Raw genomic sequence first — 11,784 nt, 5'->3', positions numbered from 1 at the left:
ATGCGGTCACCTCACCACAAAACACGCAAAGCATTACACTAGGTCGTTTTCAACTAGGCCACCGACCTGCCACCGTCTACACGAAACGAGGCAGCAGTGATGTATTCGTTGTTGAGGATACTCTTAATCGCCTGCTCCAACGCTTCGAAACCACCCTCCACCGGGAGCAAGGTCTCGCTTAACACCTTTTCTTTATCCCCCGAGCTATGTTCAGGAAGAAATTTAATCGGCCCCGGCTGAATCGCGTTCACCCGAACTTTCGGTGCCAAGCGTTTGGCAAAACTAATCATTAAGTTTTCTAATCCTGCTTTCGTAGAACAATACAGGGCATACGCTGGATTGGGGTTGTTTGCGTATATATCGGTGATATGAATCACATTTGCCGTGGGTCGAACGCTATTTTCCAATAGTTTGCGCAGATGAGTGTTCAAGCGTGCCGGCAATTTCATATGGACGTGATAGAGCGCGTCATAGAATTCGCACTCATCTTTTTCGTGGGCAGCGTCTTTTTCATAAATAGAGGCATTGTGCAGCATAAAATCGAGATGTGAGGCTTGCGCTTGAATCGCGCCAATCGCGTTCTCTACACTCTTATCATTCAGCGCATCACAGGTCACTATACTAAGCCCTTGAGCCGTTGCTGCCAGCGCGCCTAGCTCACCATCTTCGCTCCGCGATAACGCTATCACCCGCCAGCCATCAGCCAGCAAGCTACGGGTCATGTGCAGTCCCAAGCGGCGGCCAGCGCCCGTAATCAAAGCAATGGGTTGTGTCGTCATTATCAACTCCGTTAGTTCATGCTGATAGCTTAACGCACTTTACCTCAAATAGGATCATCCACGTAGCCAACGCACCGCGTTGGTCCTCGCTCGAGGCTGACAATGACACCGCACTCACATCCAGAAGCACACGTAGCCAACGCACCGCGTTGGTCTTCGCTCGAGGCTGACAATGACACCGCACTCACATCCAGAAGCACACGTAGCCAACGCACCGCGTTGGTCTTCGCTCGAGGCTGACAATGACACCGCGAGGGACGCCACGAGTGCATCCATGCAGGCTTGGCTGCCGCATCCCTGCGGCAGACACCCTCGCGGTGTCTTTGCGAACCTCGCACTCACATCCAGAAGCACACGTAGCCAACGCATCGCGTTGGCCCAAGATCGGATAAAGATAGTGAACGGCGGACACAAAAAAACCCGCTAACGTAGCAGGTTTCTAAGAATAAGTGGCGTCCCCTAGGGGATTCGAACCCCTGTTACCGCCGTGCCAAAGGTTTAGCGCGGTGTCCTGGGACAGCGCCCGCGCTGGCGTAGCAAGCGCCTCACGGCGGACACAAAAAAACCTGCTAACGTAGCAGGTTTCTAAGAATAAGTGGCGTCCCCTAGGGGATTCGAACCCCTGTTACCGCCGTGCCAAAGGTTTAGCGCGGTGTCCTGGGACAGCGCCCGCGCTGGCGTAGCAAGCGCCTCACGGCGGACACAAAAAAACCCGCTAACGTAGCAGGTTTCTAAGAATAAGTGGCGTCCCCTAGGGGATTCGAACCCCTGTTACCGCCGTGAAAGGGCGGTGTCCTAGGCCTCTAGACGAAGGGGACCCGGAACTTTTACTGCGTCAACGCCTCACGGCGTCAACAAATGCCTATCGGCTCTTCTAAATTAGTGGCGTCCCCTAGGGGATTCGAACCTCTGTTGCCGTCGTGCCAAAGGTTTAGCGCGGTGTCCTTGGACAACGCCTCACGGCGTCAACAAATGCCTATCGGCTCTTTTAAATTAGTGGCGTCCCCTAGGGGATTCGAACCCCTGTTACCGCCGTGAAAGGGCGGTGTCCTAGGCCTCTAGACGAAGGGGACCCGGAACTTACTATCAGTTCTGTTGAAAAAGTGGCGTCCCCTAGGGGATTCGAACTCTTGTTGCCGTCGTGCCAAAGGTTTAGCGCGGTGTCCTTGGACAGCGCCTCACGGCGTCAACAAATGCCTATCAGTTCTGTTGAAAAAGTGGCGTCCCCTAGGGGATTCGAACCCCTGTTACCGCCGTGAAAGGGCGGTGTCCTAGGCCTCTAGACGAAGGGGACGCATTTCTTTTTCTATCCGAAATTTGGTGGAGCTAAGCGGGATCGAACCGCTGACCTCTTGCATGCCATGCAAGCGCTCTCCCAGCTGAGCTATAGCCCCACTATCGGAAATTACTGCTTCGGACTGTGTCCTGACAGCGAGGCGCATTCTAAGAATCCACCGTACCACTGTCAACTGTTTTTTCGGACTTGTGACCTGTTCGGCTATTTTTTTGCCAATATGCACTCTTTTTCAACAATTGGCCTGAATTACTCTTCATCAGATTGTTCATCTGAACAATATTGATAAATAGGTTCAACGCCTTCTTTCCCTGTAATTGTACAGCCCAAATCTTTCAATAACCCATCTTTTACGCTGTAAATCCAGCCATGAATCGACACTTTTCGCCCACGGTCCCATGCTTCCTGAATAATATGATTCCGAGACAAGTTTCTTACTTGTTCAAGTACATTCAATTCGCATAAACGGTCGAAACGAGACGTATATGGCATCTCGCATAGCTGCGGTTCGTTGTGCCGATAGATATCCTTGATCGGGTGCAACCACTGATCGACCAATCCATGACGATTGCTCTCCATGGCGGCGGCCACCCCACCGCATCCATAGTGGCCGACCACCAAAATATGTCGAACCTGCAGATTTACAACCGCGTATTCAAGAACGGCCAGACAATTAAAATCTGTTTGGATCACTTGGTTGGCCACATTGCGATGCACAAATACTTCGCCTGGCGCTAATCCAACGATCTGATTCGCGGGTACTCGGCTATCAGAACAACCAATCCAAAGATACTCTGGGTTCTGTTGTTTCACTAACCGCTCGAAAAACTCTGGGTCTTGCTCCACTTGGGTCTCTGCCCATGCTTTATTATGTGCTAGCAATTCACGAATTTTCGGCATGTTATGCGTTCTCCTCACGCGCTTGAATAAATTGCAGGGCGAGATCAATGCGAGCGACAACTACAGGTTGTGGCAACAACGCCAAGGTGACATCCAACGACGGTGAATTGCCGCCACCTGTGGCGGCAACACGCAGCGGCATGCCGACTTTGCCCATGCCAACGTCTAAGGCGGCACAGGTGTCCTGAATCGCTTGATGAATGGCTTCGGGAGTCCAGTCAGTAAGCTGACTTAAACGCTGCTGAATATCCGCCAAGGGCTCTTTCGCCACCGGCCGTAAGTGCTTTTTCGCCGCATCTGCGTCGAATTCGGTCACTTCTTCAAAGAAATAACGGCTGATCTCGGCCATTTCCCGCAACGTTTTTACTCGATCTGCCTGCAGTTTTACAACCTCGACCAGTGCTGGTCCGCCCTCAGTACTCACGCCTATTTGCTCAAAGTGCCACAGCAATTCTGCAGCGACTTGGGCTGGCGGTAAGGTTTTCATATAGTGCTGGTTCAGCCAGTTAAGCTTCTCGGTATTAAACGCTGATGCCGCTTTGTTAATGTCGCTGAGCTTAAACAAGCGAATCATTTCTTCGAGGGTAAATACTTCCTGATCACCATGGGACCAGCCTAAGCGGACCAAGTAATTCAACATGGCCTCCGGCAAATAGCCTTTATCCCGATACTCGGTAACACTGACAGCTCCATGCCGCTTGGATAATTTTTTACCGTCATCGCCTAAAATCATCGATACATGGGCGTATTCAGGAATGGGGGCGCCGAGCGCTTTGAGGATATTAATTTGACGCGGCGTATTGTTAATATGGTCTTCACCACGTACCACGTGGGTAATACCCATATCCCAATCATCCACAACGACACAGAAGTTGTAAGTTGGCGTTCCATCGGTGCGGGCAAGAATCAAATCGTCGAGTTCTTTATTGGCAATTTCAATGCGACCGCGCACATGATCTTCAAACACCACACTGCCCTCTTGTGGATTACGAAAACGAATCACGTATGGCTGTCCGGGCTTATCTTCAATATCACGACACTTGCCGTCGTAGCGCGGCTTGAGTCCTGCTGCCATTTGCTCTTCACGCATGGTTTCTAAGCGCTCCTGCGAGCAGTAGCACTTGTATGCCTTACCTTCGGCCATCAATTGGTCGATGATTTGCTGATAGCGATCAAAGCGATGGGTTTGAAACACGGGTGTCTCATCCCACGTAAGGCCTAACCACTCCATGCCTGCAAAAATTGCATCAATAGCTTCTTGGGTTGAACGTTCGCGATCGGTGTCTTCAATTCTCAGTACAAATTTACCACCAGCAGCACGAGCAACTAGCCACGCATACAACGCAGTTCGCGCACCACCGACGTGGAGATAACCAGTTGGGCTAGGCGCAAAACGAGAAACAACAGACATGGTTCTTCTTCCTGTGATTGAAGTGCAAAAATCAATAGGCGCAGAGTATACCAGAAAGAAAATCGCGGAGGTATGTAGGAGAAGCTGATGATACAAACGGGGAAAGTACAAGTCTGGGACTGGGGTGCAACATCCTTGTCGCAAAGTCATCCAGGAATTCGTTCATCCTAAACGAGTCGTTCCGCTCATCCAGTGCGGAGAACGCAAAGCAGTGTCTTCAAATCCATTCGAGGAGTTTCATTGCGTAACGGAAGCCATACTAAAGGATAGGTCGGGATTACCCTAGTCAATATTTGTTACAAAATATTTCCCTACGGCGTAAAAAATTAAGAAAGATCAGAAAGAAAGACGTGTGGAGCAATGTTACATTTGGAGTTGAGCGAGGAACTGGCATAAAAAAACTGCCTGAAGGCAGTTAGAAAATGGTGGATGGTACTGGGCTCGAACCAGTGACCCCCGCCTTGTAAGGGCGGTGCTCTCCCAACTGAGCTAACCATCCACGTTGGGGCTTACTTTTTTGCAATGTACTGGTCAATCACTGGTGGATGGTACTGGGCTCGAACCAGTGACCCCCGCCTTGTAAGGGCGGTGCTCTCCCAACTGAGCTAACCATCCATTTGTGGTTGTTCAGTGATTGCATGCAACGCAGTTGATGTTCCCTGTGTTGCGAGGCGCTATTATAGGGCGGTGCTTTGCTCTGTCAACAGGAAATTGTTCAGAGTTTTACTGACTGTTGAAAAAAACGACGCTTCGCCCTAAAAATAGCCGAATTCAGAGTTTATGCATAGGTTTTTAGCTGTTCTCTTAGCTCATGCACTTCATCGCGAATTTTTGCTGCTTTCTCAAATTCCAGGTCTTGAGCGGCCTGATACATTGCCTTTTCTCGTTCTGAAATTGCATCGGCAAGGGCTTTCGGGCTCTTGTACTCGGGAATTTTAATGCCTCGCGCCACTGCCGCAGCCCGTGCTTTATCGCGCTTGCGTTTGCTGGTGTCACCACCTAAATCGAGCACATCGTTTACTTTCTTTATCAGTCCTTGCGGCGTAATACCATGGGCTGTGTTATGTTCAATCTGTTTACTACGGCGCCGCTCGGTTTCATCAATGGCCTTTTGCATCGACTTCGTGATGCGGTCACCATACAGGATAGCTTTACCATTTAGGTTACGTGCCGCCCGACCGATGGTTTGAATAAGCGAACGCTCAGCCCGCAAGAAGCCTTCCTTGTCGGCATCAAGAATCGCGACCAGAGACACTTCTGGCATATCTAAGCCTTCCCGCAACAGGTTAATCCCAATCAGCGCATCAAACTCGCCCAAGCGCAGATCGCGAATAATCTCCATGCGCTCCACGGTATCAATGTCCGAGTGCAAATAACGCACACGAATGCCATGTTCATCGAGATAATCGGCTAAATCCTCCGCCATCTTTTTCGTTAACGTGGTAATTAAGGTGCGCTCGCCCAGCTCAGCGCGCAAACGCACTTCCGACATCACATCGTCTACTTGCGTCGCCACCGGACGTACTTCAATCACAGGGTCAATCAAGCCCGTTGGCCGCACTACCTGTTCAATCACTTCGGTATCTGAGCGGCGAATTTCGTAATCTCCGGGCGTGGCTGACACATAAATAGTTTGCGGAGATATGGCTTCAAATTCTTCAAATTTGAGGGGGCGATTATCCAATGCGGAAGGTAACCGAAAACCGTACCCCACTAAATTTTCTTTACGGGAGCGATCGCCTTTATACATAGCTCCAATTTGCGACACAGTCACATGGGACTCATCGATAATAAGTAAGGCATTATCAGGTAAGTAATCCATGAGCGTCGGCGGTGGCTCGCCAGGCGCACGCCCTGATAAATAGCGTGAGTAGTTCTCAATGCCCGAGCAATAGCCCAACTCCAACATCATCTCAATATCAAATTGGGTACGTTCACGAATGCGCTGCTCTTCAATTAGCTTATGTTCGCCCAAAAACTGCTCTCGGCGCATCTTCAGCTCACCTTTGATGCCTTCAATGGCCTCAATGATTTTTTCCCGAGGGGTCACATAATGGGTTTTTGGATACACGGTAAAACGCGCAATATCCGCTTGGGTCACCTGCCCTGTCAGCGGCTCAAAAATGCTAATGCGCTCAATTTCATCATCAAATAGTTCGATCCGTACCGCCATATCGTCGGATTCTGCCGGGAAGATATCGATCACTTCACCGCGTACCCGGTAGGTACCGCGCGTAAACGCCTGATCATTGCGGGTATACTGCAAGGTCGCAAGGCGCCGCAAAATATCTCGTTGATCAACGATATCGCCTCGGCGTAAGTGCAACATCATTTTCATGTAGGATTCAGGATCACCCAAACCATATATCGCCGACACCGACGCGATCAGCACAACATCGCGACGTTCCATCAACGCTTTTGTCGCAGACAAACGCATTTGCTCGATATGCTCGTTAATGGACGCGTCTTTCTCGATAAAGGTGTCCGTCGTGGGCACGTAGGCTTCAGGTTGGTAATAATCGTAATACGAGACGAAATACTCCACTGCGTTGTTCGGAAAAAACTCTTTCATTTCTCCGTACAGCTGGGCAGCGAGTGTTTTATTGTGGGCAAGGATCAAGGTGGGCCGATTGGTTTGAGCAATCACATTGGCCATGGTGAACGTTTTCCCCGAACCGGTCACCCCCAGTAATGTTTGATGAGCTAATCCAGCGTTTAGATTATCAACCAAGCGATTAATCGCCTTGGGTTGATCACCAGCCGGTTGATACTCAGACACAAGCTTGAAATCACGCGCCATAACGTCCTTCACCTTCTTTACTGCTGGCAGCGGCTAGCGCCTTTACCCGTTCAGCCGCTTCCGCATTTCCACGTTCAGCATCGGTCAAGCGCATAAACCAACGATACGAAATAATAGCGGTGAGTACATTGGCGATAACACCGCCAATAAACAAACCAACTAACCCTGCCAATTGATTTCCCAACCAAGATAAGGGTACGAACATCACAAATAGACGAACGATGCTCAGTAACAATGCCTGGATAGGATGATGCAACGCATTAAAAGCGGAGTTGGTTAAAATAATACAGCCTTGCACACCATAACCAAGCGGCATAATAAATACAAAATAGGCAAGCACTTGCGCCACCGCTTCTTCACGTGCAAAGGCCGCTTGGATCACCGGCAGCATGGCCACCATCACCAAATACATGGCGGCCTGCAATAACAGCACAAACTTCAGGGCCGTCTTATATGCTTCCTGTACGCGTCCGATTTTACCCGCACCAAAGTTTTGACTAATAAACGGCGGAAGCGTCATCGACAGCGCTAAAATCACGATCGATGCAATAGATTCCAAACGCGCGCCGGCTCCAAAAGCCGCTACTGCAGGGGCGCCGTGGGTTGCCACTATCGCTGTTAAGATCCCCAAGGCAATCGGGGTCAACATATTCGCCCCGGCCGCAGGTAAGCCGATCGTCAGTAGCTTTCGCGTGGAATTGAAAAATTCTTTGAGCGATGGCGGCAACGGATCGATTAAACGCCGCTTTTGCACCAACAAGTATATAATCAGCGTAAATCCGACCGCCCAGGCAATCACGCTAGCGAGCGCGGCACCTTGCATACCCATGGCCGGGAACGGGCCAAGACCAAAAATCAGCAGCGGATCAAGCACCGCATTCATCAGGCCGCCGAGGGCCATAATCATGGATGGGGTTTTGGTATCACCGGAGGCCCGCATGATGCTATTACCAATCATCGGAATCACAAGCAGCACGGCACCGGCATACCAGATATTCATATAATCGCGGATCAGTATTTGAATGTCCGCTGAAGCACCTAGCACACTAAAAATCGGATCGGCAAACACCCACCCCAGCAGAGCGAGAGTTCCCACCAAAAGCGCAGACAGCCAGAGTGCCGAACTGCCCACATGGCGTGCCTCTTCGTCCTGATCTGCGCCCAGTTTGCGGGCGATAACGGCACTCGTGCCTATGCCTAAACCAATGGTTAAACTGATCACGGTAAAAGTCACCGGAAAGGTGAAACCAATCGCGGCCAATTCTTCGGTACCAAGCAGGGAGATAAAAAAGGTATCGACAACATTGAAGCTGATTAACGTGGCGATACCGAAAATCATCGGCCAAGTCATGCTCCATAACGTAGGGCCGATGCGCCCGTTGAGCATTTCTTGCTTACGCGAATGCGGGGTTGATTTCTGCTTCGCTCGGTTTGCTCCGGCAGATTCCGGCGGCAGGCCCGAAGATCGCGATGACATCTAGACTCCTCAAGAATTTGCAGATCATGCCGAATTGAACCAGCATAAAAAGGAAGCGCTCAGTATACCCAAAAGTACGTACTCTGACTATGTTAAACCGTGATTCCGGGCGTGAATTGAATGCGACAAGCCGATGGGTTCCTCTAGACTTTTTCACCTCATCCACTTATAGTGACTGCCTTATATTCACCCCAATTTCTCTTTCCAAATAACATACGCAGACAGGTGCTTTGTGGACTACAAACTTTCACAGCGCGTCAACGCCATTAAACCATCACCTACTTTGGCTGTAAGCCAAAAAGCTGCCGAGCTAAAAGCAGCAGGCAAGGATGTGATTGGTCTGGGTGTTGGTGAACCGGATTTCACGACTCCCGAATTTATTTGCAGTGCCGCCAAGGCTGCGATTGATGCAGGCTACACGCGCTATACTGCGGTCGATGGAATTCCCGAGTTAAAAAGGGCCGTATGCGACAAGTTCGCACGGGATAACAATCTGCAGTATGACCCCGCCGAGATATTAGTTTCCGCTGGGGGCAAACACAGCATTTTTAATCTTCTCACTGCTTGGCTCGACGAAGGCGATGAGGTGATTATCCCTGCGCCTTACTGGGTATCATACCCTGATATGACGTTATTGGTGGGAGCACTTCCCGTGGTGATCGAGGCGGGTATCGACCAAGCCTACAAAATCACCGCAAGTCAGCTTGAAGCAGCCATTACGCCGAAAACAAAGTTATTGTTTTTGAATAGCCCTTCAAACCCGACCGGCATGGCCTACTCGGCTGAAGAGTTAGAAGCGTTGGCCGCCGTGCTGCGCAAATACCCTAATATCTTGGTTGCAACGGATGATATGTACGAACATATCCTCTGGACCGAAGAAAAGTTTGTTAACCTGCCAATGGTCGCGCCCGATTTAAAAGATCGCACGGTCATTTTATCGGGTGTGTCTAAAGCTTACGCGATGACCGGTTGGCGCATCGGCTATGCGGCAGGCCCTCGGCCAATTATCGCCGCTATGAAAAAAGTGCAGAGCCAAAGCACCTCAAACCCGGCGTCTATTTCACAGCATGCGGCATTAGCAGCCCTGACCGGCGATCAGTCATTCATTGGCGAAATGGTTACTGAGTTTAAAGCACGCCATGATCGGTTGGTGGCAGGCCTTGCAGCTATCCCCGGACTTAAAGTGCGTTCCGGCGATGGTACTTTTTACGCATTCCCTAATATTGAAGGGTTAATGCAGGCCGTGGGCGTCGATTCCGATATTGAGTTGTGCGAACGTTTGCTGAGCGAAGCCAATGTCGCGCTCGTGCCTGGCTCCGCGTTCGGCGCTCCAGGTCACTTCCGACTGTCGTTTGCCGCAAGCCGGGCAATACTTGATGAAGCTGTGGAACGAATTGCTGCCTTCGCGACGAAATATACAAGGTAGCAGGATCTAACTACCCACATACGTCTCAGAGCGCCTAAAACGCCCGAGATGATGATTTAATAGCGCCAGTGCCTCACGGACTGGCGTTTTCTTTTGCGCGTCTATAAGGCGCGTTTTAGGCCTTTTAGGACTCAATATACTGAATGCCCCAAAAGAGGTAGTTTAAGGAGCAATTTATGCCCTATTTAGTACATAAATACATCGCTGAGATCAAAACGGTAACAATGTAATCGTCAGATGATAGTGCTGGCAGGTTTGCAGTTACTTCGCAGGAAAGCTACGTAAATTTAGGGCTTATGTGAATAAATCTGCGAGAAGTAATTCACAGCATCACCTACAAGCTGTTGTTTTTTCATTCGGGAATCGAGCAAAAACCACACTTTTATTTTACCACTACGTAAGATATTGTTTTTAAAGTATTTTAAAAAGCGTGCCAGTTTTTAATCAGGACTAAAAATCAGCTATAACCTACGTTTTGTAACGGGTCTCACAGACTTAACCACAAGGTTATCCACAGAAAAAGTGGATAAGATCACAGGGGCCAGTAAAACCGCGACTTCAACCGAGTTGTGGATAAAATGTTAACGGAATAAATCAGAAAGTGAGAAAATAAAAACATTGATAATAAGCAAAAAATGATATTCACCGCCCAAAGCCAAGAAAGTCCACAAAAAGTCGAAAATCTGCGCAATTAAACCAATCTCAGAAAATTTATCGGGTTCAGATGTTGACACTTCTCGGGCATCCCATTAAGATTCCGCCCCGTTAAGCGATTCCCCAGTAGCTCAGTTGGTTAGAGCGGTGGACTGTTAATCCATGTGTCGTTGGTTCGAATCCAACCTGGGGAGCCACTTGCTTAACACCCTCAAAATCAAAGCTTTTACGCGAGAACCTTGCGCCAAAGCCTATCAATTCCCCAGTAGCTCAGTTGGTTAGAGCGGTGGACTGTTAATCCATGTGTCGTTGGTTCGAATCCAACCTGGGGAGCCATTTTTCGGCTCCTTTTTTATTTTCCCCGTGACCAACGCGATGCGTTGGCTACAAGCAGGTGGGTGCTTCGTTACCAACGCAATGCGTTGGCTACAGCCAGGTTGGCGATGCGTTGGCTACCTAATTGCAGCGATCAAAACAAAGCGACTACGAGTGCTGCAATCGCCGTCCCTAATATCGCCCCCGCAATTACATCGCTAGGATAATGCACGCCCAATGCCACGCGAGAAATAGCGACTAAGGTGGCCCATCCGTAGAAAAGTGGGGCCCAAACGGGAAAACTGGCGATCACCAATGCCGCAAACAAAAACGCTGCGGTGGCATGGCCTGATGGGAAGGAAAAACGATCAGCGGGTTTTATGACAGGTTTTACTTTACGTCGTAACCAAGGGCGATCCCGCCGTAAGAGATTTTTTAGCCCCATAAATAACGGAATTTCAATTGCAAAAGCCACTAGCGCCCGTTGAATAAACAACAGGCTACCCTCTACTGCTGCAATCGCGGCAAAGAGCGCGAACAAAGCGTAGTAAGGACCATCGCCACTGCGAGATAGCCAAAACGCCAAACGGCTTTTACGAAGGCTGCGGGTTGATCGAAACAACCAATCAAAGGTTAATTCATCAAGCGCGCGCAACCGAGAAAAAAACTGAGTCACACAAACATCCTCGTCATAAAACTAACGCCTTCGCGAGCGCGTGAACCCATCA

7 protein-coding genes and 8 tRNA genes are annotated in these 11,784 nt (G+C 49.8%); 3 read left to right on the top strand and 12 right to left on the bottom strand.

All coding sequences use genetic code 11. The features are described from left to right. Nucleotides 1-53: 53 nt before the first annotated feature. From HXZ99_RS00585 to HXZ99_RS00535, 11 genes are all read right to left on the bottom strand, one after another. Nucleotides 54-779, bottom strand: a complete 726-nt coding sequence (locus tag HXZ99_RS00585; protein ID WP_194755340.1) for an SDR family oxidoreductase — start codon at nt 777-779, stop codon at nt 54-56. A gap of 742 nt (nt 780-1,521) precedes the next feature. Next, a tRNA-Glu gene (locus HXZ99_RS00580) sits at nt 1,522-1,597 on the bottom strand. 179 nt (nt 1,598-1,776) lie between these two features. After that, nucleotides 1,777-1,852: transfer RNA gene (locus HXZ99_RS00575), tRNA-Glu, on the bottom strand. A gap of 145 nt (nt 1,853-1,997) precedes the next feature. Beyond that, nucleotides 1,998-2,073: transfer RNA gene (locus HXZ99_RS00570), tRNA-Glu, on the bottom strand. Nucleotides 2,074-2,097: 24 nt separating this feature from the next. Then, a tRNA-Ala gene (locus HXZ99_RS00565) sits at nt 2,098-2,173 on the bottom strand. Between the two features lie 149 nt (nt 2,174-2,322). After that, the gene (gene can / locus HXZ99_RS00560; protein ID WP_194755339.1) at nt 2,323-2,973 is read right to left on the bottom strand and encodes a carbonate dehydratase; all 651 of its coding nucleotides are present in this window, start codon (nt 2,971-2,973) and stop codon (nt 2,323-2,325) included. A 1-nt stretch (nt 2,974) separates the two neighbouring features. Next, the gene (gltX, locus tag HXZ99_RS00555; protein WP_194755338.1) at nt 2,975-4,384 is read right to left on the bottom strand and encodes a glutamate--tRNA ligase; all 1,410 of its coding nucleotides are present in this window, start codon (nt 4,382-4,384) and stop codon (nt 2,975-2,977) included. 423 nt (nt 4,385-4,807) lie between these two features. After that, a tRNA-Val gene (locus HXZ99_RS00550) sits at nt 4,808-4,883 on the bottom strand. Between the two features lie 40 nt (nt 4,884-4,923). Further along, nucleotides 4,924-4,999, bottom strand: a tRNA-Val gene (locus HXZ99_RS00545). Between the two features lie 163 nt (nt 5,000-5,162). Continuing rightward, nucleotides 5,163-7,184, bottom strand: coding sequence for an excinuclease ABC subunit UvrB (uvrB, locus tag HXZ99_RS00540; RefSeq protein ID WP_194755337.1), 2,022 nt, complete (start codon nt 7,182-7,184; stop codon nt 5,163-5,165). Beyond that, nucleotides 7,174-8,571 (bottom strand): MATE family efflux transporter, encoded by a 1,398-nt coding sequence (locus HXZ99_RS00535; protein WP_228517561.1) that lies wholly within the window; start codon nt 8,569-8,571, stop codon nt 7,174-7,176. Before HXZ99_RS00535 ends, uvrB begins: the two co-directional genes overlap by 11 nt. 322 nt (nt 8,572-8,893) lie before the next feature. On the opposite strand from HXZ99_RS00535, the gene HXZ99_RS00530 reads away from it, so the two are divergent. The 3 genes from HXZ99_RS00530 (at nt 8,894) to HXZ99_RS00520 (ending at nt 11,077) form a co-directional block, all read left to right on the top strand. Continuing rightward, the gene (locus tag HXZ99_RS00530) at nt 8,894-10,087 is read left to right on the top strand and encodes a pyridoxal phosphate-dependent aminotransferase (protein ID WP_194755335.1); all 1,194 of its coding nucleotides are present in this window, start codon (nt 8,894-8,896) and stop codon (nt 10,085-10,087) included. A gap of 774 nt (nt 10,088-10,861) precedes the next feature. Then, nucleotides 10,862-10,938, top strand: a tRNA-Asn gene (locus HXZ99_RS00525). Between the two features lie 62 nt (nt 10,939-11,000). Further along, nucleotides 11,001-11,077, top strand: a tRNA-Asn gene (locus tag HXZ99_RS00520). A 133-nt stretch (nt 11,078-11,210) separates the two neighbouring features. Here HXZ99_RS00520 and HXZ99_RS00515 read toward each other — a convergent pair. Next, nucleotides 11,211-11,732 carry a phosphatase PAP2 family protein gene (locus tag HXZ99_RS00515; protein WP_194755334.1) on the bottom strand — a complete coding sequence of 174 codons (522 nt, stop codon included), beginning with the start codon at nt 11,730-11,732 and terminating at the stop codon, nt 11,211-11,213. Nucleotides 11,733-11,784: the final 52 nt, after the last annotated feature.

It is taken from the genome of Aliidiomarina indica (assembly GCF_015354615.1).
In the GTDB taxonomy this organism is placed as follows: Bacteria; Pseudomonadota; Gammaproteobacteria; order Enterobacterales; family Alteromonadaceae; genus Aliidiomarina; species Aliidiomarina indica.
Note: the sequence above shows the minus strand (reverse complement) of the source record. Positions and strands in the feature narration are given on the sequence as shown.

Excerpts from the sequence above, each read along its gene's own strand:
- HXZ99_RS00585 (WP_194755340.1), bottom strand. The coding sequence starts at position 779 with ATGACGACACAACCCATTGCTTTGATTACGGGCGCTGGCCGCCGCTTG.
- can (WP_194755339.1), bottom strand. The coding sequence starts at position 2,973 with ATGCCGAAAATTCGTGAATTGCTAGCACATAATAAAGCATGGGCAGAG.
- gltX (WP_194755338.1), bottom strand. The coding sequence starts at position 4,384 with ATGTCTGTTGTTTCTCGTTTTGCGCCTAGCCCAACTGGTTATCTCCAC.
- uvrB (WP_194755337.1), bottom strand. The coding sequence starts at position 7,184 with ATGGCGCGTGATTTCAAGCTTGTGTCTGAGTATCAACCGGCTGGTGAT.
- HXZ99_RS00535 (WP_228517561.1), bottom strand. The coding sequence starts at position 8,571 with ATGCTCAACGGGCGCATCGGCCCTACGTTATGGAGCATGACTTGGCCG.